This is a genomic window from Streptosporangium sp. NPDC000239 (genome assembly GCF_040300765.1).
In the GTDB taxonomy this organism is placed as follows: Bacteria; Actinomycetota; Actinomycetes; order Streptosporangiales; family Streptosporangiaceae; genus Streptosporangium.
In genome coordinates this window covers 518,559-540,451 of record NZ_JBEPEI010000003.1, presented here as the reverse complement: position 1 = coordinate 540,451, position 21,893 = coordinate 518,559, and the positions used below count along the sequence as shown (strand labels likewise).

The window sequence follows — 21,893 nt, the reverse complement described above, 5'->3', positions numbered from 1 at the left end:
TCCGCTCATTACGGCTGTCCGCGGTTCGTCCTTGGCGAAGACGTCCGGCTCATGGGGTGAGTGGTGGGGCTCCCGCCCAGTTCGGCAGTGGTTCGCATCTGCTTGCCCACTCCGGAGGGAGGAAACCGGTGGTGCCCGAAGCCGCGACGATGCCGCCGACGATGGCGCAGGTGGTGTCGACGTCGCCGCCGGCTGTCGCGGTGGTCCACATGGCCGCTTCGAAGTCACGACGTTCGCGGGCCGCCACCCAGAGCGTGAAGGGAACCGTGTCGTGGGCGCTGACCTGTCGCCCGTTCCCCAGGGTCTGAGCGGCGAGCACGGGATCACCGATGGTGAGGAGCCTGCGGGCTTCGTCGATGCCTTCCCGGACCAGGCTCGCGGGCACGTGTTCCCTGACCCTGTCGAGAAACCGCCCTGGGGAGAGGTCGGGTTCCCTGACCACCGTCGCCGAAGCCACGGCTACGGCGACGGCTCCGGCCACCGCTTCCGGGTGTGTGTGGGTGACCTGCGCCGACAGGGCCGCCTGTCGGACGACCTCCGCGAGGTCATCGGCGAGCCAGGCACCGAGCGGTGCCACTCGCATCGCGGCGCCGTTGCCCCATGAGCCCTTGCCGTCGAACAACTCAGCCGAAAGCGCTCGCCAGTCGCCGCCTTCACGGACAAGGCGAAGCATCCGGTTGGTGGCCGGGCCGTACCCGCGGTCGAAATCGTGACGGGCCGCGAAGCTCGCGGCGAGCCTGTCCTGGTCGGCGACACCGTGATCAGCCAGGACACGGTAGATGGAGCACGCCATCTCGGTGTCGTCGGTCCACTGCCACGGGTCGGGCGGAAGCAGACGGCCGGAGAGAGCGTGACGACTGGCCGGAACGAAGAACTGGGAACCGAAGGCGTCGCCGAGGGCCAGTCCGTGCAGAGAGGCCGTGGCGCGCGCGAAGGGAGTGGATGGCATCCCCTTCATTGTGAGGGGTGACGGGCCGGATGTGTCCGACCGTGGGAGCGCCTGCGAACCGCCTTCGGCACTCCCCAGGAGGGTTCGGCCACCTCGTCCCGGCTGACGATGCGGTTGGCGTACCGACCGGAACCTCCGGCCCGTGCGGCTGCCTGCGGCCGGAGGATCCTCGGTGACCTCACGCCGTACGGCGGTGATCAACCGCAACGGTGGCGGTTGCCTGCGGTGCGGTACGGTCTGCTCTGGTCCGTAACGATCCTGGTGAAACGTGAGGAAGGAGTCGTCATGGACGATGACCGGCTGCCGGACGAGGTCGTGTTGGATATGGTCGCCCGGCGGTTGACCGAGGCCACGGACAAGCCCTGGCACGTCACGGACGGCATGGTCAGAGGGTCCGGCTCGGTCGCCGTCGTGCTCGGCGAGGATCACACCGGCAGTCCCGGCCACCTTGACCTTGATTTCGTTCTCAACGTCGACCGGCCGGACGACACCACGATCAGCGACTGCGTCGCGGGGTACGGCGGCACCACCGAGGAGGCCGTGGATCGTGCGATCCAGCTCTGGCTGGGCACCACCGGCAGCGCCCTCTTCGAACTTCTCAGCCAGGACGGCTCCTTCGCCGGGCACTTCGCCGCCGACGCGCCCGACGGGTTCCCCGGCTGGCATGCCATCCACGGCGGTATCACCGGGTGGGGCACGGGCGACGACTTCCTGGCCGTCCAGCACTGGGCGGTGGACAACCCGCTTCTGCCCCGGCTGGCCCCGGTGCTGGGGAGCACGTTCGAGCGTGACCACCTGATCGGCATCAAGGCGTTCTTCGGCGGCGGCAAGGACACCGAGACCACCGAAATCCGGGTCAACGGCGTCCGTCACGAGGAGGCCTCGGAAATGCTGGCCGATCTGGACTGGCCTCGACCGGCCGAAGGTCTGTCCTACGCTCGGACGTTCGTGCTGCTCGTGCACAACGAGACCGGGTGAGAGCGGGACACCGCGGTTCTCGAACGAGAAGGCCGGCGAAACAGGTGGGACGCCCCGGCTTTCCACGCTCGGCCTGCTTCGCCGTACCGTAGATCCTTCGCGCCCGCCGCCACGCCGTACGGCACGGCATCCGCGTCCGGTTCGCCCGCGTCCTCACCGAAACCACATCCCTGGCCGGATGACCCAGGCGGAACCGCTGCGAACACGGCCAGGCCGCGGTTCACGAGGCCTGGCATCCCGAGGCCCTCGCCCGCGTCTCCGGCGGACGGACCCACGTCCTGCCGTGCCCCTCCAGCGTGTCCACGCCCCCGCCGGTGCCCGGTGTTCAGCAGGCCGGGTCGTGGCGGGTCGGGGTGAAGGCGTGGGCGACGAGGGAGCGGAGGGTTTCCAGGTCGCCGTTGGCGAAGCCCGCGGAGCGGGCCTGGATCAGGACGTTGCCGATGGCCGTGGCCTCCACGGGGCCCGCCAGCACCGGCAGGCCCGAGCGGTCGGCCGTACGTTGGCAGAGCAGCGTGTTGAGCGCGCCGCCGCCCACGACGTGGATCGTCTCGACGCCGACGCCCGAGAGGGCCGACGCCGTGCGCACGGCGTTCGCGAACGCCTCGGCCAGGCTTTCGACGATCGAGCGGGCGAACTCCGCACGGCTTCGCGGCGCGGCGACCCCGTGTTCCGCGCACCACCGCGCGATGCGCCCCGGCAGGTCGCCCGGGGCGAGGAAGCGCGGGTCGTTCGCGTCGAACACGGGCACCGCGGTCGTGACCGCGGCCGCCTGCGCGAGAAGCCCGGGCAGGTCGATCGGCGACCCGTCGCGTTCCCACCAGCGCACCGACTCCGACAGCAGCCAGAGCCCCATGACGTTGTGCAGGAAGCGCACCCGGCCGTCGACGCCGCCCTCGTTCGTGAAGTTCGCCTCGCGCGCGGCGTCCGTGGTCACCGGCCGTTCGAGTTCGACGCCGACGAGGCCCCAGGTGCCGCAGGAGATGTAGGCCGCGGCCTCGGGGCGCATCGGCACGGCGACGACCGCCGAGGCCGTGTCGTGCGAGCCGACGGCCACGACCCGCGTCCCGGCGGGAGCGCCGAGTTCCGCGGCGACCTCGGGCCGCAGGCCGCCGAGCGAGGTGCCCGGCGAGACGAGACGCGGCAGTACGGACGCGTCGAGCCCGAGCCGGTCGGCGAGTTCGCGGTCCCACTCGCCCGTCCTGACCTCCAGCAGTCCGGTCGTCGAGGCGTTGGTGCGCTCGGCGGCCTTCTCGCCCGTGAGCTGGAAGCCGACGAGGTCGGGGATGAGCAGGAGCGAGTCGGCGAGGCCGAGGCATCCGCCGGCCCGTTCGGCCGCGAGCTGGTACACGGTGTTGAAGGGCAGGAACTGCAGGCCGTTGCGGCGGTAGAGCTCCTCGAACGGCACCCGCGCGTGCACCGCCTCGACCGCGGCCTCGTTGCGTTCGTCGCGGTAGTGGAACGGCTCGCCGAGGACGCGGTCGCCGCGCAGCAGCGCGTAGTCGACGGCCCAGGAGTCCACGCCGATCGACGTGACGCCGGGCTCGCGGCGGAAGGCGTCCGCGAGCCCGTGTGTGAGGTCGCGGTACAGGCCGGTGAGGTTCCAGTGCAGGCCCGACGCCAGGCGCACGGGCCCGTTCGGGAACCTCGCGACGTGGTCGAGTCCGAGCGCGCCCGCCGCCTGGTCGACGTGCCCGACGACGACCCGGCCGCTGGTGGCCCCGAGGTCGACCGCGGCGACCGACCCGGCGGTCATCGCAGGAACGCGGTGGCGACCCCCGCGTCGACCGGGATGTGCAGGCCGGTGGTGTGGCCGAGTTCGGGGCCGGTGAGCACGAACACCGCGTTCGCGACGTGTTCCGGCAGCACCTCGCGCTTCAGGATCGTGCGCTGGGCGTAGAACCTGCCCAGGTCCTCCTCGGGGATGCCGTAGGTCTTCGCCCGGTTGGCGCCCCAGCCTGAGGCGAAGATGCCCGAGCCGCGCACGACGCCGTCGGGGTTGACACCGTTGACCCTGACGCCGTACTCCCCCAGTTCGACCGCGAGCAGACGCACCTGGTGGGCCTGGTCGGCCTTCGCCGCCGAGTAGGCGATGTTGTTCGGGCCGGCGAACACCGAGTTCTTCGAGGAGATGTAGACGATGTCACCGCCGAGTCCCTGCTCGATGAGCACCCGCGCGGCGGCCTTCGACACGAGGAACGAGCCCTTGGCCATGACGTCGTGCTGCAGGTCCCAGTCGGCCTCGGTCGTCTCAAGGAGCGGCTTCGAGAGCGAGAGACCTGCGTTGTTCACCACGAGGTCGAGGCCGCCGAAGGCGAGCACCGCCTCGTCGATCGCGGCCTTCACCTGGGCGGCGTCCGTCACGTTCGCCGACACTCCGATCGCGACGTCCGTGCCGCCGAGTTCGGCCGCGACCGCCCGCGCCTTCTCCAGGTCGAGGTCGGCGACGACGACGCAGGCGCCCTCGGCCGCGAGCCGGGTGGCGACGGCCTTGCCGATGCCGGAGGCCGCGCCGGTGACGAGCGCGACGCGCGTGGCGTGTGTCCTGGGCTTCGGCATCCGCCGCAGCTTGGCCTCCTCAAGCGCCCAGTACTCGATGCGGAACTTCTCCTCGTCGGAGATGGGGGCGTAGGTCGACAGCGCCTCGGCGCCGCGCATCACGTTGATCGCGTTGACGTAGAACTCCCCGGCCACGCGCGCGGTCTGCTTGTCCTTGCCGAAGGAGAACATGCCGACGCCGGGCACGAGCACGATCGCCGGGTCGGCGCCGCGGATCGCGGGAGAGTCCTCGGTCGCGTAGGCGTCGTAGTACGCCTGGTAGTCGGCGCGGTAGCGCTCGTGCAGTTCCCTGAGGCGCGTGATGCTCTCCTCGACGCTCGCCGACGCCGGAAGGTCGAGCACGAGTGGCTTCACCTTCGTGCGCAGGAAGTGGTCGGGGCAGCTCGTGCCGAGCTCCGCGAGCGGCCGCAGCTTCTCTCGGGAGAGGAAGTCGAGCACCGCCTCACCGTCGGTGAAGTGGCCGAGCTGCGGCCTGTCGTGCGACGCGAGGCCGCGGATCGTCGGCGCGAGCGCGGCGGCCTTCGCGCGCCGTTCGGCCTCGGGCAGCGGCTCGTAGCCCGGTACGACCGCGCCGAACGGTTCCGGCCTGCCGTGCTCGGCGATGTACGCCGCGGCGGTGTCGATGATCCAGAGCGAGTTCCGCTCGCTCTCCTCGGAGGTCTCGCCCCACGCGGTGATGCCGTGGCCGCCGAGGACACAACCGACCGCCTGCGGGTTCTTCGCCTTGATCTCCGCGATGTCGAGGCCGAGCTGGAAGCCCGGGCGGCGCCACGGCACCCACACGACCCGGTCCCCGAAGATCCTCTTCGTGAGCTCCTCGCCCGCGGCGGAGGTCGCGACGGCGATGCCCGAGTCCGGGTGCAGGTGGTCGACGTGCGCGGCGTCGACGAGGCCGTGCATGGCCGTGTCGATCGACGGCGCGGCGCCGGCTCCGCCGTACGGCCCGCCAAGGCCGAACAGGCAGTGGTCGAACGCGGCGACCATCTCGTCCTCGCGTTCGACGCCGGGGTACACCTTCACGAGGTCGCGGAGCCGGTCGAGGCGCAGCACCGCGAGTCCGGCCTCGGTGAGGGTGCCGAGGTCACCTCCTGAGCCCTTCACCCAGAGCAGTTCGACGGGCTCGCCCGTGACCGGGTCGGTCTCGGTGCCCTTCGCCGAGGTGTTGCCTCCTGCGTAGTTCGTGTTCTTCGGGTCGGCGCCGAGGCGGTTCGACCGCGCGATGAGGTCGGCGGCTGCCTGGTTCGTCATGAGTGGAGTCCTTCGGTGTGGCGGATGGTGGTCACAGGGCCGTACGGGTTCACGCGCCCCAGCCCGCCTGTGTGCCGCCGACGCGTTCCTCGGCGGTCCTGGCGAGGTAGCCCGACGCGGCGAAGGCCCTCATCGGGTCGGCGGGCAGGCCTCGCGACTCGCGCCACCCCGCGAGGGCCGGGCGCACGTCGGTGTGGAAGGCGTCCATGAGGACGCGGTTGGCCTCCAGCACGTCGCCGCCGCGCTGGGCGGCGGCCAGGGCCGCACGGTCGACCAGCAGGGCGCGCGCGGTCATCTCCTGCACGTTGAGCACCGAGCGGATCTGGCCGGGGATCTTGTCCTCGACGTTGTGGCACTGGTCGAGCATGAACGCGACGTCGGGGTGGTTGAGGCCGCCGCCGCGGATGACCTCGAAGAGGATGCGGAACAGCTGGAACGGGTCGGCCGCGCCGACGATGAGGTCGTCGTCGGCGTAGAAGCGCGAGTTGAAGTCGAAGGAGCCGAGTTTGCCGAGGCGCAGCAGCTGCATGACGATGAACTCGATGTTGGTGCCGGGCGCGTGGTGGCCGGTGTCGAGGCAGACCACGGCCCTGTCGCCGAGCGCGGCGACCTGGACGTAGCTCGTTCCCCAGTCGGGCACGTCGGTGTGGTAGAACGCCGGCTCGAAGAACTTGTACTCAAGCACGAGGCGCTGCCCGTCGCCGAGCCGGTCGTAGATCGTCCTCAGTGACTCGTGCAGGCGGTCCTGGCGGCCGCGCAGGTCGGCCTGGCCCGGGTAGTTCGAGCCCTCGGCGAGCCAGATCTTCAGGTCGCGGCTGCCGGTGGCGTGCATGACGTCGATGCACTCGAAGTGGTGGTCGATCGCCTTGCGCCGGATCCTCGGGTCCTCGTGGGTGAGGGCGCCGAACCTGTAGTCGTCGTCCTGGAAGGTGTTCGAGTTGATCGTGCCGAGGGCGACGCCGAGCCCTTCGGCGTGCCGGCGCAGGTCGTCGTAGGAGTCGACCCTGTCCCACGGGATGTGCAGGGCCACGGTCGGCGCGAGGGCCGTGTACGCGTGTACCTGTGCGGCGTCGGCGATCTTCTCGTACGGGTCGCGCGGTGTGCCCGGCGTCGAGAAGACCTTGAAGCGGGTGCCCGAGTTGCCGAACGCCCAGCTCGGCAACTCGATGGCCTGCCGTTCGAGCTCGGCCAGGATGTCGGGGGAGAGCGTGGTCACGGTCGTCTCTTTCTGCCGGTCGGATGCCGCCGTCGAACGGGCTTCGCGGTGGCGGGGCTTGGCCGAGAGCGTGAAGGGTAGAATTGAAACGTTTCAAACTGTAGTTACAACGACCCGGCGCGGGCAAGTCACGTCGGCCGCGGCGCGCTATCTTCTCGAAGAGTCCCGGCGATCCGGGGCCGGACCGACGCAGCGAGGGAGAACCCATGACGGTGAGCGTCCGCGACGTCGCAGCCGCGGCGTCGGTCTCGGTGGGCACCGTCTCCAATGTCCTGAACCATCCGGACAAGGTCGCCCCGGCGACCGTCGAACGCGTGCTCTCCGCGATCGAGGAACTGGGCTTCGTCCGCAACGACGCGGCCCGGCAGTTACGGGCCGGGAGGAGCCGTTCGATCGGCCTGGTCGTGCTCGACGTGCGCAACCCCTTCTTCACCGAGGTCGCGCGCGGCGCCGAGGATCGGGCCGCCGCGGAGAGCCTGACCGTGCTGCTCGGCAACAGCGGCGCGAACGGCACCCGCGAGGCGGCGTATCTCGATCTCTTCGAGGAGCAGCGGGTTCACGGCCTGCTGATCACGCCGCTCAACGAGGATCTCGCCAGGCTCGAACGGTTGCGCCGCGGCGGCACCCCGGTCGTGCTCGTCGACAGGCAGGCTCCCCCTCGCAGCTTCTCCTCGGTGGCGGTCGACGACGTCGCAGGCGGGTTCCTCGCCGCACAGCACCTGCTTGGGCGGGGCCGCCGCAGGATCGCCTTCGTGGGCGGGCCGCTGGGCATCCGGCAGGTCTCCGACCGTCTTGAGGGCGCCCGCCGCGCCGTCGCCGAGGTCGCGGGCGCCGCGATCGAGGTGGTCCCGACCGGGAGCCTGACCGTGCCGGAGGGCTGTGCCGTCGGCGAGGCCCTGCAGGAGCGCTCCCCCGCCGAGCGCCCCGACGCGGTGTTCGCCGCCAACGACCTGCTCGCGATGGGGCTGCTGCAGGCACTCATGCTGCGGGGAAGGCTCCGGGTTCCCGAGGACATGGCGCTGATCGGGTACGACGACATCGACTTCGCCGCCACGGCGATCGTGCCGTTCTCCTCGATCAGGCAGCCGGCGGCCCTGCTCGGCCGGACGGCGGTCGACCTGCTGCTCCAGGAGGCGTCGGGCCAGGGAACGGAGGAGCCCAGGCAGGTCGTCTTCCGGCCCGAACTCGTGGAGCGGGCCTCGACGCGGGCCTGACTCCGTCCCCGCTCCGACGGCGCCACGCGGGCAGGGCGCCCGTGGTCACCACCCGAGACGAGTGGTGACCGCGGGCCTCATGACCGGTTCACCGGCCGAGCCCGAGCAGGCGCACGCCCTCCTCGCGCATCTCGACCTTTCGGATCTTGCCGGTGACCGTCATCGGGAACGCGTCGACGACGTGGACGTAGCGCGGGATCTTGTAGTGGGCGAGTTTGCCCGCGCAGAACTCCCTGACGGCCTCGGCGGTCAGGGGGACGCCGCCCTCGCGGATGACGATCCAGGCCATGAGCTCCTCGCCGTACTTCTCGTCGGGCACGCCGACCACCTGCACGTCGGCGATGTCGGGGTGGCGGTAGAGGAACTCCTCGATCTCACGCGGGTAGACGTTCTCGCCGCCCCTGATGACCATGTCCTTGATCCGGCCGACCACGTTGACGTAGCCGTCGGCGTCCATGGTGGCCAGGTCACCGGTGTGCATCCAGCGGGCGTCGTCGATGACCTCGGCCGTACGCTCCGGCTCGTTCCAGTAGCCGAGCATCACCGAGTAGCCGCGCGTGCACAGCTCACCCGGCTCGCCGCGCGGCACGGTCAGCCCGCTCTCCGGGCTTGTGATCTTGACTTCGACGTGCGGCATCACCTGTCCGACGGTCTCGGTGCGGCGCTCCAGGCTGTCGTCGAACCTGGTCATGGTCGAGACGGGCGAGGTCTCGGTCATGCCGTAGCAGATGGCGACCTCGGCCATGTTCATCTCGGTGACGACGCGCTTCATCACCTCGACGGGGCAGGGCGAGCCCGCCATGATGCCGGTGCGCAGGCTGGACAGGTCGTACCGCCCCGCGAGGGCGAGTTCGGCGATGAACATGGTCGGCACGCCGTACAGGGAGGTGCATCGTTCCTGCTGTACGGCCCGCAGCGTCGCCTCGGGGTCGAAGCCGGGCGCGGGGATGACCACGCACGCGCCGTGGGAGGTGGCGCCGAGGTTGCCCATCACCATGCCGAAGCAGTGGTAGAAGGGCACCGGCAGGCACACCCTGTCGTGCTCGTCGTAGTGGAGGAGCTCGCCGACGAAGAACCCGTTGTTGAGGATGTTGTGGTGCGAGAGCGTCGCGCCCTTGGGGAAGCCGGTCGTGCCGGAGGTGTACTGGATGTTGATCGCGTCGTCGGCGCCCAGCGAGGCCATGCGCTCGCGCAGCCGCTCCTCGGGGGCGGTCAGCGCCAGCAGCCGGTCCCAGCCGGGGTCGCCGAGGTAGACGACGTCGGTGAACCCGATCTCCTCGACCATCGCGCGGTAGTCGCTGCCCTTGTGCGTGAGCGCGCTGACGAGCAGGCGCAGTCCCGACTGCCTGACGACGTAGTCGAGCTCGTGACTGCGGTAGGCGGGGTTGACGTTGACCAGGATCGCGCCGATCTTCGCGGTGGCGTACTGGACGATCACCCATTCGGCGCAGTTGGGTGCCCAGATGCCGATCCGGTCGCCCTTGGCGATCCCGGAGGCCAGGAGCGCGAGGGCCAGCCGGTTCACGTCGGCGTCGAGCTCGGTGTAGGTCCAGCGGCGACCGGAGGGCACATCGACGAGCGCCTCGCGGTCGCCGAAGCGCCGTACGGTCCGCTCGAAGTTGTCGCCGATGGTCTCGCCCAGCAGCGGAGTCGGCGCCGCCGCGTTCGAGTAGGACTGCATGTCACAACCTCCGGTCGTCGGTGGGTGCGTTGAAGATCATGGTGTGCCCGGACGGCCGGGGGCGCCGGTGCGCGTCGCGTGGGCCACGGCCCGCGGCGTGTCCGGCGCCCGGCGCCTCGGAGACGAAGGGCGGCGTACCGGGGAGGACCGGCCCGGCGGTGGTCCGCGTGATCACGCGCGGCGCCGTCCGGTCGCCGCCCCGGCGAGCGGGTCCGCGCCGCGCGTGATCCGCCACGATGGTTCTCCTAGGTGAGGTTCTTGAGGGCCTGGTTCTGCCAGGCGGTGTTGGTGGGGAGTTCGGCGGTGGCGCCGACGAACGCCCCGCGGGCCTGGGTGTCGGCCTGGAGGCGGTAGCGCAGCCAGGCGGTCACGTAGCCGAGGAAGGCCCCGCCGGTGTTCTGGATGTCGTTGTGTCCCGCGCCCTTGAGCAGTGCCTTACCCGCTCCGGCGCCCGCCTGGTCGTAGTAGCCCTGCAGGGTCCCGGCCGAGGAGATCAGCCAGTCGTCCGCGCCGCTGAGGAAGAGCACCGGGCAGGTCAGGGCGGCGACGGAGAACTCGTCTCCGGGGCCGGCCATCCACTGCGCGGGCACGGCGATCGGCACGACGGTCTTGATCAGCCCGGCCGACTTGTTGGCCGCGTTGATGGACCCGCCCGCGCCCTGGGAGTGGCCGACGGCGGCGACCTGGGCGGTGTCCAGTTTGCCGTGGAAGACGCTGGCGGGGTCGGTGTTGAGGCCGACGAGGTGCTGGGCGGCGTCGATGATCTCGGCGCCGGTGCCCGTGGTCGTGTCGGTCGAGGCGACCACGGCGAAGCCCCACGAGGCGAGGTGGTTGAGCAGTCCCGGATAGTTGTCGGGGGTGGCCCACGAGCCGTTGCCCCAGGTGACGATCGGATGGACGACGCCGCCCGCGCCCAGGGTCGAGGGGTAGTAGAGCCGGTGGCCGCCCGAGGTGCCGGTGGCGACCGGCCACGGACCCGCCGCCTTGTAGATCGTCTCGATGGTCGAGGCGGCGTTGGCCTCGGCGGTCCACGACAGGAATCCGGCCGACATGAGGCCGAGCGCCCCTGCCCGCAGGGCCTGCCGACGGGTGAAGTTCTCCATGGTCACCTCGTGGATTGTCCGGAGGCGCGAACGCCTCCAAGGAGAGGGAAATGCGATCGGTGAGTGGTGTCAAGGAACGAACACGCCCGGTGCCGGTCACGTCCAGGACACGGGCGAGGACATGTGCGCGGACTCAGGTGGGGTCGCGGCGTAAGCCGTACGGCGTGCGCGTGCGTGGTGTCTGTCGGATCTGTCCGGGTACCGCCGTCGCCGGCGGCGGTGCGCCGACGCACGGGCGTCCTGTCGTCCACGCTCACGCGCATCCCGGCGTGCCGGAGGCGCGCTGCTGGCGCATGGCGGTCACGTCGCCCGCGACGGCCGTCTGGGCCATCGGGCCGAGGTCGAGCACGACGTCGGTGAAGGCGAGCGACGCCTTGCGCATCACCTGCAGGTCGATCGCCTCAGGACCGAACTGCGGCGAGAACAGCGTCTTGGGCGCGGCGATGGGCGAGATGACGGGCAGCAGGTGCTGGTTGTACGGCGTGCCCTCGCCACCGAAGCTGCAGTGGCGCGGCACCGTGCCGAGGTCTGCCGCCGACAGGCCCTTGAGGATCGCGGTGCGCCTGACGTCCCAGTACTCGATGTGGCCCTTGACCAGCTCGCGCAGCGGCGTGCTCTCGCTGACGGGGACCAGCAGCAGTTCGGTGAGGTTGGGGCTGGCGACGAGCTGCTTGCCCGGCAGGCCGTTCGGCCTGGCGACCGCGTCGTAGCGCTTGGCGCCGAGGTGTTCGAGCACGACGACGGAGGAGACCTTGCCCTGGTCGTACTCGGCGTCGAGCTGGGCGGCGAGCTGGCCCGCGCCGCCCTCACGGACGTTGGGGCCGGTCAGGTGCTGGTAGAGGTGGCCGGTCACGAACGCGAACTGCACGGTGCGCGGGCGGCACTCCACCGGCAGCGACGACAGGTAACGGGCCATCTCGATCATGGTGAGCGGGCCGTTGTCCCACACCGGGCTCATGCCGTCGGTGTGGCTCTCCACGACGATCTTCTGGGCGTTCCCGCCGGGAAGCGTCGCGAGCAGGGTTCGGGTCGGCGTCGGCGTCCAGGCGGCGTTCACGGTCAGCGAGGCCTGGACCGGCTGCCCGGCGGCCAGCGCGTCCTTGATCTGCTTGCCCTGGTCGGCGCCGACGTACGCGCCCGGCACGCCGTACGGCAGGCCCTCGTAGGGGGCGTACATGTCCTTGATCTGCGCGTGCGGGAGCTGGCTGATCTCGATCACGCCCAGCGCGCCCGCCGCCGCGGCGGCCTTGAGGTCGGCGTCGGCCGCGGCCGGGGCCTCCATCGACTCCGAGCCGAGCAGGTTGATCGTGAGGCCCGGGTCGTACATGGAGTAGCCGAGGGTGGGCGGATAGAACAGCAGGTTGGGCACGTTGGTCCACGGCAGGTCCCGGACCACGATCTTCCCGGCGGCGTTGGCCGCGGTGATGTTCGTCCCCGCCGCCAGGTGGACGAGCGGGGCCGAGACGCCGCCCGAGCCGGTCGAGGAGGAGAACGGCACGGGGGCCGCGACCTGCACGGCCGTACCGCCGACGGTCAGGCCGGTGCCGAGGTTGTCCCAGCGGTCGATGGTGTAGGGCAGGGCGGAGAGCTGGATGCCGGGGATGGCCGACATCTCCTCCTCCAGCCAGTCGACGTAGTCGGCGTGCGCGGGCGAACCGGTCGGCCTGGCGCCGAACGTCGCCTGCTTGTCGGCCAGGGCGCTCAGGCGGGCCTCTGAGGCGAACGCCGCGGGGTCGACCCTGACCGGGCAGGTCACGGCGGACGGCTGGGCGATGGCCGGTTGCGCGGGCACGGCCACCAGTGGGAGGAGAAGGGCGAGGAGGGAGAGTCGTCTCACGTGGGGGGTCCTTCCATTGAATCGTTTCAACACTTGATCCGCGACAGTCCCCCCGACGTGCGGTCGGTTCTCAGGGGCGAGGCGGTCCTGTGGTTCCGCGGACGATCAGCGTGGGTGACACCGACGACGTCACCGATCGTGAGCGTCCCTCGATGCGTTCGACGAGCAGTTGCGCGGCGGTGGCCCCGATCACGTGCCCGTCCTGGTCGACACTGGTGAGTGAGATGCGCTTGAGCGAGGCGATGCCGATGTTGTCGTATCCGGCGACGGAGAGGTCCTCCGGCACCGACAGGCCCGCCTCGTCGGCGGCGCGTAACACGCCGAGCGCCGCGATGTCGGCCCCGGCGAAGATCGCGGTGGGCCGGTCGTCTCGCGCGAGTAACTCCCGCGCGCCCTCGAAGCCGCCCTCCTCGGTGAAGGAGGTGGCCAGCACGTCGTCGGCGAGTCCGTGGGCGCGCATCGCCTGGCGGTAGCCTTCGGCGCGCACCGTGTGCGGCAGTCCCTGGGCGTGGGCCCGCTCCAGGTGGGTGATGTGCGCGATCCGGGTGTGCCCGAGCCCGACCAGGTGGTCGACCACGAGCCCCGCCCCCATCACGTCGTCGTTGACGACCGCGTCGTAGGTCGTGGCCCCGCCGTGCCTGCCGACCACGACGACCGGGATGGCCGTCGCGATGGCGGCGAGTTCCGCGTCCGTCATGACCGGTGAGATCAGGATGAGCCCGCCCATGCTCCGGTCGATCATGGCGTCGGTCATCCTGGCCTGCGTCTTGGGCTCGATCCCGCCGGGCCCGAGCAGCACCTGGTACTCGGTGTCGCCCAGCCGGCCGGTGACACCCTCGATGATGTCGGGGAAGAACGGGTTACGGGTGTCCGAGAGCATGACACCGAGGGTGTAGGTGCGTCCACGCAGGGCACGGGCCGCGGCGTGCGGGCGGTAACCCAGCTCGTCGATGGCCTGTGTCACCTTGGCCTGCATCTCCGCGCTCACGCCGTAGGCCCCGCGTACCACCTTGGACACGGCGGCCGTGGAAACCCCGGCCCGCCTGGCCACGTCGGCGATCGTCACCCGTCGGCTCGTCACGCGTCATCCTTCGCAGAGTTTTCGTAGAACGAACTACACACTTTTCTTGTGGAGGGAGGCTAGCCCGTCATTGATCCTCAGGTCTACCTCTTGACGGACGATTCTCTCGTGCCCTACCAATGGAGAACGTTCTACACGATACCTCCCAAACGAACAGGAGCACGGGCGTGAACGCACCATCCCGTATGCTCAGCGCGGCGATCGGCGCCGTCCTCGCCCTGTCCCTCTCCGGCTGCGGATCCTCCGCCCCGGAGGGGACCGGTCAGGTGAAGCTGACCCTCTGGCACAACAGCGCGGACCCGGCGCCCCTGCTGGAGATGTACAAGAAGTTCGAGAAGCAGTCCGGCCACAAGATCGAGCTCGTGTCGATCCCGTCCGACGGCTTCGAGGACACCACCCAGACCAAGTGGGCCACCGGCGAGCGCCCGGACATCCTGGAGTACCACGCGACGGCGAGCGGCCTGCTCGCCCTCAACCCGGCCGAGAACCTGCGCGACCTGACAGGCGAGGCGTACATCGCCAGGTCCGGTGACCTCTACCAGAGCGCCGGAGCCGTCAACGGCAAGGTCTACGCCGCCATCACCGGCTTCCCCCAGGTCTTCGGCCTCTACTACAACAAGAAGGTCTTCACCTCGGCCGGGCTGACCCCGCCCACGAACTTCACCGAGCTCTCCGCCGCCTGCCCCAAGCTCAAGGCCGCCGGGGTCACCCCGGTCTTCGAGTCGGGCGGGTCCATCTGGCCGGTGCAGATCCTGCCCATCCTCTACCTGGCGAGCGCCAACCAGTCCAACGCGTACGGCAAGGCCATCTCGGGCCACACCAGCACCCTGGCCGACCCGGGCTCGCCCTTCGTCGCCGGCCTGACCGCCTACGCCAAGCTGCAGGCCGACGGCTGCTTCAACAAGGACATCGTCACCGCCAAGTTCGAGGACTCCATGAAGGCCCTCGTGACCGGCAAGGCCGCCATGGTCGCCCAGCACTCCGACATGCTCCCGGCCCTCCTCGCGGCCGCGGGCGGCGACCAGAAGACCGTCGACGAGTCCGTCGGCTTCGTCGGCCTGTCGAGCGAGAAGCCGCTCGCGACCTACGCGCCCGGCCCGATTGGCACGTTCTATCTGCCCAAGACCGGTGACGCGGCGCGGGAGAAGGCCTCGCTCGACTTCGTGCGCTTCATGACCGGCCCGGCCTACAACGAGTACATCACCGCGTCCAAGACCTTCCCCGTCTTCAAGGACGTGCCCAACCCGCAGGGCGTCTCGTCGGTGCTGCAGGACGTCAAGAAGGCCTACGACACCGGCGCGGTCATCGCCTTCAACTCCGACATCCCCGGCATGGGCGGCCTGGCGCAGCTCATGTCCGAGCTGATCGCCGGACAGAAGGACCCGCAGAAGGCGGCGACCCAGCTGCAGGGCCAGGTCGAGCAGGCGGCCAAGGCGGCAGGGCTGCCCGGATGGTGATGCGGAACAGGGCGGCCTGGCTGCCGTGGGCACTGCCCGCGATCGTGCTGGTCACGGTCTTCTTCGTCGCCCCGTTCCTGCTCAACGTCCGGTTCGCGTTCTCCTCCTGGACGAGTTTCCGAGCCGAGATCACCTGGAACGGGCTGGAGAACGTCCGCACCCTGATCGAGCAGGACCTGCTGGCCAACGCGGTCACCGTGACCGTGCTGTACGCGATCATGTGCATGGCGATCCAGAACACGGTCAGCCTCTCGCTGGCCATGGCCCTCCAGCGGACCAGCGGGGTCAACACCGTCTTCCGTTCGGCCTTCTTCCTGCCGACGCTCATCTCGCCGCTGGCCGCCGGATACATCTGGCGCGGGCTGCTGGCCCCCGACGGGGCGATCAACTCCTTCCTCGGCATCGAGTGGGCGTGGCTTGGCGAACCGTCGACCGCGCTGGTGACGGTCGCGTTCATCGACGCATGGAAGTGGAGCGGGCTGATCACCCTCGTCTACATCGCGGGCCTCAACTCCATCCCGAAGTCGCTGCTGGAGTCGGCGACCGTCGACGGGGCCGGGCCGTGGACCCGGTTCCGGCGGGTGGTGTTCCCGATGCTCGCCCCGGCGCTGACCTTCAACGTGGCGGTCACGCTGGTGGGCGCGCTCAGCGCCTACGACGTGATCGCCGCCACCACCGGCGGCGGGCCCGGCGACCACACCCGGGCCCTGAACGTGGTGATGCGCCAGCAGTGGGGGCAGGGCTTCTTCGGCTCCGCCAGCGCGCTGGGCTTCACCGTGACACTGCTGGTGATCGCCACCGCCGTGCCCCTCGTGTGGTGGCTGCGGCGTAGGGAGGTGACGGGATGAGGGCGGTCCTCAAGTACACGGCGCTGACGCTCTTCGCGATCCCGTGGGTGCTCGTACCCGTCTGGCTCGTGGTCGTCAACTCGTTCAAACCCGCGGGTGAGGCCGCGGAACTGGGCCTCGGACTGCCCAGGACGTGGGCGGTCGCCGAGAACTACGGCATCGTGCTCGACCGGGGCGGCTACCTGACGGGGTTGTTCAACAGCCTCAAGGTGACCGTGCCGATCGTGGTGGCCGTGGTACTCCTCGGCGCGGCGGCGGCGTGGGCGTTCGGACGCAGCCGGTCGCGGTGGCTGCAGGCGGCCTACTTCGTGATGGGGCTGTCGATCCTGCTGCCGCCGTCGATCATCCCGACCGTCTACCTGCTGCGCGCCCTGTCGCTGGACGGCGGCACGCTCGGCTACGTGCTGACCATGACCGGCTGCCGCCTGGGCGTCGTGATCTTCCTGGCGACCGGGTTCGTCCGCGCGTTCCCCCCCGACCTGGAGCACGCCGCCTCCATCGACGGCGCCTCCCGCCCGCAGGTCTTCTTCCGCATCCTGCTGCCCCTGCTGCGGCCGGTGCTGTTCGTCGGCGGCGTGATCCTGATCATCAACGTCTGGAACGACTTCTTCTTCGCCCTCTTCCTGCTCCAGGGCAGCGCGAACGCCACGCTGCCGCTGAGCCTGTTCCAGTTCGCCTCGGGCACCCTGCAGAGCCTGAACTGGAACCTCGTCTTCGCCCACGTCCTGCTCACCACGCTGCCCCTCGTGGCGGTGTACGTCGCCGCGCAGAAGCGCGTCCTGGCCGGCCTCACGGAAGGTTCCCTGAAAGGATGACCACTCACGACATCGCGCTCGACTGGGTCAGGCGCGAGATCAAGGAGGGGCGGCTGCCCTGTGCGGTGTTCGGCGCCGCCACCTCCGACGGGATCCAGGTGCTGGAGGCCTTCGGCGAGCACGACGGCCGGGCGACCCGGATCGAGGACCACTTCGCATTGTTCTCGGTGACCAAGCCGCTGACGGGGCTGGTCGCCATGCGTCAGGTCGAACGCGGGCTGCTGTCACTGCGCCGCCCGCTGCGGGACGCGCTGCCGAACTTCGCGCGGCCCGACGTGACACTCTGGCACCTGCTCACCCACACCGGCGGCATCGCCGAGCAGACGCTCACACCCGACGACCTGCTGGAACACCTCGCCACCGCGCCGTCGATGTTCGAGGCGGGCACGCTCAGCCACTACTCCAACCTGGCCTTCGCCGGCATCGCGGAGATGGTCCGCGACGTCACCGGGCGCGACCTGGCCGACCTGATCGACTCCGATCTGAACACGCTGGTGCCGGGCGGCGGGCGCATCACGTTCGACCCGGCGTGCGACGCGGCCGAGGTCCACGGTGTCGAACTGCTCGGGCCCGGCTTCGACTTCGACAAGTTCGTACGGCTCCGCCATCCGGCGGGGGCGCTGTTCTCCCGCGCCGAGGACCTCCTGGCGCTGGGCGGGGCGCTGCTGCGCGGCGACCGCGGGCTGGTCCACCCGACCACCCTGGCCGCCATGACGACCCCGCAGACGACGGGCCTGGTCAAGCTGCAGCCCGACCCGGTCAACGCCGGGCAGGACTGGGGCCTCACCTGGAACCTGCGCCACTCGGCTCCCGGGCTGCTCGAACGGCGGCTGTACGGACACGGTGGCGCCTCGGGGTGCCAGTGGTGGATGTACCCGGAGCAGGACGCGTGTTTCGTGCTGTTGATCAACGTGCTGGCGCCGCACCTGTCCGGTGTGGACATCGACGGCCTGCACAACGCCTTCACCACCGGGCTAGATGCGTGAACCGGGATTCGGGGGTGCTGGAGGTGCAGGTCTCAGGCGCGCAGACGCCGTTCATCCGTTCGGCCCCGCCCCGGTCACCGGCGGGCCTGACGTGCGGCCTGGCGGATCCGGTCGGCGTGGACGAGCCGTCGCCCCGGCTGTCATGGAACGCCCGGCTGTCCGGGGAGGCCACCGTGGTGGTGTCCTCGGACGGGCGCGAGGTGTGGCGGTCGTCCGTACCCGCCGGGTCGCACGACGTGGACGTGCCGGATGGGCGGCTGGAGCCGCTGACGCCGTACACGTGGAGTGTGGAGGGGCACGCGGCCGGCGCGTTCACCACGGGCCTGCGGGCGCGCGGCGCGTGGGACGCCCCCTGGCTGGCGGGTGACCCCCAGGCGGCGGTGAGCCTGCGCGGGTCGTTCACCTGGCGTCCCGCTCCCGGGCGCGCCTGGCTGGCCGTCACCGCGCTGGGCGTCTACCGGGCGCTGCTCAACGGGGTACGGCTGAGCGAGGAGGAACTGGCCCCCGGCTGGACCGACTACGCCCACCGGACGCGTTACCGGCTGCTGGAGCTCACTGAGCTGCTCGTGCCCGGGGAGAACGAGCTGGAGCTGTGGCTCGCCCCCGGCTGGTACGCGGGCCATGTCGCCGGCGGAGGCCCGCGCCGCTACGGCGACCGGCCCGCCGCCAGCGCCCAGGTGCTCGTGCGCGACGACGACGGGGTCCGCCGCGTGCTCGCCACCGACGTGGCCTGGACCCGGCGGGACCTCGGCCGCCCACGCGCCGACCTGGTGATGGGCGAGACCGTCCAGGCCCCCTCCCAGCGGACCGCCGAACCCGCCGAGACGACGGCCGTCCCGGAGATCCTGGTCGAGGCCGACCCCGCTCCCCCGGTGCGGGTGATCGGCACGGTGCCCGCCGTCTCCGTGACCGAACCCGCGCCGGGCGTCCAGGTGGCCGACTTCGGGCGCAACGTCGTCGGACGGGTACGGCTGCGCGTCGACGCGCCGGGCCCCGTACGGATCGTGGTGCGGCACGGGGAGGAGCTGACCGCGACCGGGCGGCTCTACACCGACAACCTGCGCACCGCGGACCAGCGTGACGAGTTCGTCCTCGGCCCCGGCTCGCACGTCGTTGAGCCCGCGTTCACCCTGCACGGGTTCCGCTACGCGGAGGTCACCGGCTGGCCGGGCGCGCTGACGCCGGACGACCTGGAGGCGGTGCTGCTGTCCTCCGCGCTCGCCGTCACCGGCTCGCTGACCGTGAGCGACCCCGCCGTACGGCAGCTCGTCGCCAACATCGGCGCGTCGGCGGACGGCAACCTGGTGAGCGTGCCGACCGACTGCCCGCAGCGTGACGAGCGGACCGGCTGGACGGCCGACATCTCGGTGTTCGGCTCGACGCTCAGCTTCCTGCGGCACACGCAGGCGTTCCTGTCCGGCTGGGTGACGACGCTGATCGACGGGCAGCGGGCCGACGGCGCGATCCCGCACGTCGCGCCGGTCCTGCCCGAGTACGGATACGACTCCCCCGTGTGGTCCGACGCGCTGGTCGAGGTGCCGTGGCTGCTGTGGCGGCGCTACGGCGACGACCGCACGCTGCGCCGCGCGTACGACCCGATGCGGCGGTGGGCCGACTACTGCCTGGCCCAGGCCGAGGACGGCATCAGGCCGGGCAGGGCCCTGGGCGACTGGCTGGCCCCCGGCACGGTCGAGACGCCCAAGAGCCTCATCTCCACCGCCGCCCTCGCCCGCAGCCTCCGCCTGGTCGCGAACGTGGCCGACGTGCTCGGCGAGCCGCACGCGCCGGAGTACGGCGAGGCGTTCACCCGCGTGTCGGGTGCCTTCCAGCGGGCCTTCCTCAGCGGGCCGAGGCTGCACACCGAGACGCAGACCGGCTACGCCGTCGCCCTCGCCTGGGACCTGGTCCCGCCCGAGGACCGGACCGCGGCGGCGCAGGCGCTGGCCGACCTGGTCCGCGCCGACGGGCACCGGCTCATGACGGGCTTCGTCGGCACCGCCCTGCTGCTGCCCGTGCTGTCGGAGACCGGCCACCACGACCTGGCGGGCCGGATCTTCAACCAGGAGGGCTACCCGTCCTGGCGCTACCAGCTCCGCGCCGGGGCGACGACCATGTGGGAGCGCTGGGACGCCTGGCACCACCGGCACGGCCTGCAGACCCCGGCCATGAACTCCTTCAACCACTACGCCTACGGCTGCGTGGGCGACTGGCTGTTCCGGCACGTGGCGGGCCTGGGCGACGACCCGCGCGGGACGGGTGGCGGCTTCGGCGAGCTGCTGCTGCGCCCCGGCCCCGTCCCGCTGCTGCGCCAGGCGCACGCCCGCTACGAGAGCGCGTCGGGGACCGTCGAGTCGGGCTGGCGGGCCGGGCCCGACGGGGTCCAGTTCACCTTCTCCGTCCCGGAGGGCGTGACCGCCCGCGCGGTGCTGCCCGTGCGGGGCGCGTGGGACGGGATGACCGTCAACGGCACCTTCCTCATGGGCCTCAACGAACAGCTGCCGACCACCAGGCTGGCCGACGGGGGCTGCGCCCTGAACCTGCCGCCGGGCCGCTGGTCGTTCACGGCCCCCGCCGCGGCCACGGCCCACCTCCTCCAGGAGTGGGACGACCTGGCCCGGTGAACCTCCGCGCGGACGTCTCTCCGGCTCACCGGCTGGAGGGACGTCCTTCGGCGGTACGGTTCCGGCGCTACCGGGGCGCCGGAACGCGGTCGGGAACCTCGCCCGTGGCCGGGCGCACCGTACCCCCGCCCGCCGCCAGCGCGACGATCGTCTGGCCTGCCGCGGCGGCGCACATCACCACGATCGGCACCCGCCACCCGGCGCTCACCGTGTGCAGCAGCCCGAAGACCACCGGCCCCGCCGCGGCCAGCAGGTAACCGATCGACTGCGCCATCGCCGACAACGCCCCCGCCACGTTCGCGTCCTGGGCGCGCAGGCCGATGAAGGCCAGCGCGAGCACGAGGCAGGCTCCGCCGCCCAGCCCCAGGACGACGCTCCACAGCGGCGCCGCCCCCGGCGCCACGAGAAGCCCGAGGTAGCCGAGGAACATGACCGCCGAGCAGATCGCCGCCAGCACGCGTTGGTCACCCGCCCGGCGCATCACACCGGGTACCGCCAGGCTGGTCAGCACCGCGACCGCCTGGAACAGGAACAGCAGCCATCCCGCGGTGGCCGCGCTCGTGCCGTTGTCCTGAAGGAACCGGGGCAGCCACGTCACGACGACGTAGAAACCCAGCGACTGCAGCCCCATGAACGCCGTGACCGCCCACGCCAGCCCGGAGCCCCACGGCAACCGGTGCCCTCGAACGGCCTGTACGGCACGCCGTGGAGCCCGCATCTGCGGAAACCACAGCAGGACGGCCACCAGCGCGAACAGGACCCAGCAGCCCAGCGCGGTGTACCAGCCGCCGGGAGCGACCTCGCTGATCGGCACCGCCACCCCGGACGCGACCGCGGCGACGCCGCCCATCACCGTGGCGTAGGCGCTGGTCAGCATCCCCACCCTGGTCGGGAAGTCGCGCTTTATGAGACTCGGCAGCAGCACGTTGCCCACGGCGATGCCCGCCCCGATCAGTACGGTTCCCGTGAACAGGCCGGCCGCCACCGGCACCCACCGCAGTGCGATCCCCAGCGTCAGCACCATGAGCGCGCCCCCGAGGAGCCGCTCGGCCCCCCACCGCGCGGCCAGCCGGGGCACCAGCGGGGACAGCGCCGCGAACGTCAGCAGCGGCAGTGTGTTCAGCAGGCCCGCCACGGCCGGGACCAACCCCAGATCGGCCTGCACCTGATCCAGCAACGGCCCGACACCGGTCAGACTCGCCCGCAGGTTCGCCGCCACCACGAGCAGCCCCCACACCAGCAACGCCTGACCGGAACGTCGTGTCGACACATTCTCCATGCGCACCACGATCACGCCACACGG

At 71.1% G+C, this 21,893-nt stretch carries 17 protein-coding genes; 7 read left to right on the top strand and 10 right to left on the bottom strand.

All coding sequences use genetic code 11. From position 1 onward, the window contains the following. Positions 1-49 precede the first annotated feature (49 nt). Positions 50-958, bottom strand: coding sequence for an ADP-ribosylglycohydrolase family protein (locus tag ABT340_RS11595; RefSeq protein WP_386186749.1), 909 nt, complete (start codon positions 956-958; stop codon positions 50-52). Positions 959-1,234: 276 nt separating this feature from the next. On the opposite strand from ABT340_RS11595, the gene ABT340_RS11590 reads away from it, so the two are divergent. Beyond that, entirely contained in the window at positions 1,235-1,927 is a 693-nt protein-coding gene (locus ABT340_RS11590; protein WP_352010633.1) for a DUF6348 family protein, read from the top strand. Positions 1,928-2,252: 325 nt separating this feature from the next. Here the strand turns inward: ABT340_RS11590 and ABT340_RS11585 are convergent, their stop codons facing one another. Genes ABT340_RS11585 through rhaI form a run of 3 tightly spaced genes read right to left on the bottom strand, consistent with a single transcriptional unit; the run spans position 2,253 to position 6,947 of the window. Next, positions 2,253-3,680 (bottom strand): rhamnulokinase, encoded by a 1,428-nt coding sequence (locus ABT340_RS11585; RefSeq protein WP_352010632.1) that lies wholly within the window; start codon positions 3,678-3,680, stop codon positions 2,253-2,255. Continuing rightward, a complete protein-coding gene (locus ABT340_RS11580) occupies positions 3,677-5,731 on the bottom strand; it encodes a bifunctional aldolase/short-chain dehydrogenase (RefSeq protein WP_352010631.1) in 2,055 nt (684 codons plus the stop codon). Before ABT340_RS11580 ends, ABT340_RS11585 begins: the two co-directional genes overlap by 4 nt. A 49-nt stretch (positions 5,732-5,780) precedes the next feature. Continuing rightward, the gene (gene rhaI, locus ABT340_RS11575) at positions 5,781-6,947 is read right to left on the bottom strand and encodes an L-rhamnose isomerase (RefSeq protein WP_352010630.1); all 1,167 of its coding nucleotides are present in this window, start codon (positions 6,945-6,947) and stop codon (positions 5,781-5,783) included. 206 nt (positions 6,948-7,153) lie between these two features. Between rhaI and ABT340_RS11570 the strand changes: the two genes are divergently transcribed. Continuing rightward, positions 7,154-8,161, top strand: a complete 1,008-nt coding sequence (locus ABT340_RS11570; protein ID WP_352010629.1) for a LacI family DNA-binding transcriptional regulator — start codon at positions 7,154-7,156, stop codon at positions 8,159-8,161. A gap of 88 nt (positions 8,162-8,249) precedes the next feature. On the opposite strand, the gene ABT340_RS11565 is transcribed toward ABT340_RS11570, so the two are convergent. The 5 genes from ABT340_RS11565 to ABT340_RS11545 all read right to left on the bottom strand — a co-directional run bounded on the left by ABT340_RS11565 (position 8,250) and on the right by ABT340_RS11545 (position 13,863). Further along, complete coding sequence (locus tag ABT340_RS11565; RefSeq protein ID WP_352010628.1) at positions 8,250-9,842, bottom strand: AMP-binding protein; 1,593 nt, start codon at positions 9,840-9,842, stop codon at positions 8,250-8,252. A 1-nt stretch (position 9,843) separates the two neighbouring features. Next, positions 9,844-10,077, bottom strand: a complete 234-nt coding sequence (locus tag ABT340_RS11560; RefSeq protein WP_352010627.1) for a hypothetical protein — start codon at positions 10,075-10,077, stop codon at positions 9,844-9,846. A 10-nt stretch (positions 10,078-10,087) separates the two neighbouring features. Continuing rightward, the gene (locus tag ABT340_RS11555) at positions 10,088-10,945 is read right to left on the bottom strand and encodes a poly(ethylene terephthalate) hydrolase family protein (protein WP_352010738.1); all 858 of its coding nucleotides are present in this window, start codon (positions 10,943-10,945) and stop codon (positions 10,088-10,090) included. Positions 10,946-11,198: 253 nt separating this feature from the next. Next, complete coding sequence (locus ABT340_RS11550) at positions 11,199-12,782, bottom strand: zinc-binding metallopeptidase family protein (protein ID WP_352010626.1); 1,584 nt, start codon at positions 12,780-12,782, stop codon at positions 11,199-11,201. Between the two features lie 70 nt (positions 12,783-12,852). Continuing rightward, complete coding sequence (locus tag ABT340_RS11545) at positions 12,853-13,863, bottom strand: LacI family DNA-binding transcriptional regulator (RefSeq protein ID WP_352010625.1); 1,011 nt, start codon at positions 13,861-13,863, stop codon at positions 12,853-12,855. Positions 13,864-14,030: 167 nt separating this feature from the next. Between ABT340_RS11545 and ABT340_RS11540 the strand changes: the two genes are divergently transcribed. Genes ABT340_RS11540 through ABT340_RS11520 form a run of 5 tightly spaced genes read left to right on the top strand, consistent with a single transcriptional unit; the run spans position 14,031 to position 20,590 of the window. Then, complete coding sequence (locus tag ABT340_RS11540; protein ID WP_352010624.1) at positions 14,031-15,320, top strand: ABC transporter substrate-binding protein; 1,290 nt, start codon at positions 14,031-14,033, stop codon at positions 15,318-15,320. Beyond that, complete coding sequence (locus tag ABT340_RS11535) at positions 15,320-16,168, top strand: carbohydrate ABC transporter permease (protein WP_352010623.1); 849 nt, start codon at positions 15,320-15,322, stop codon at positions 16,166-16,168. Before ABT340_RS11540 ends, ABT340_RS11535 begins: the two co-directional genes overlap by 1 nt. Next, positions 16,165-16,983: a carbohydrate ABC transporter permease gene (locus ABT340_RS11530; RefSeq protein WP_352010622.1), complete on the top strand. Its 819-nt coding sequence runs from the start codon at positions 16,165-16,167 to the stop codon at positions 16,981-16,983. The genes ABT340_RS11535 and ABT340_RS11530 overlap by 4 nt, the downstream gene beginning before the upstream one ends. Next, a complete protein-coding gene (locus ABT340_RS11525) occupies positions 16,980-17,969 on the top strand; it encodes a serine hydrolase domain-containing protein (RefSeq protein WP_352010621.1) in 990 nt (329 codons plus the stop codon). Before ABT340_RS11530 ends, ABT340_RS11525 begins: the two co-directional genes overlap by 4 nt. After that, entirely contained in the window at positions 17,966-20,590 is a 2,625-nt protein-coding gene (locus ABT340_RS11520; RefSeq protein ID WP_352010620.1) for a family 78 glycoside hydrolase catalytic domain, read from the top strand. The genes ABT340_RS11525 and ABT340_RS11520 overlap by 4 nt, the downstream gene beginning before the upstream one ends. Positions 20,591-20,657: 67 nt before the next feature. On the opposite strand, the gene ABT340_RS11515 is transcribed toward ABT340_RS11520, so the two are convergent. Next, complete coding sequence (locus tag ABT340_RS11515) at positions 20,658-21,869, bottom strand: CynX/NimT family MFS transporter (protein ID WP_352010619.1); 1,212 nt, start codon at positions 21,867-21,869, stop codon at positions 20,658-20,660. Between the last annotated feature and the right edge of the window lie 24 nt (positions 21,870-21,893).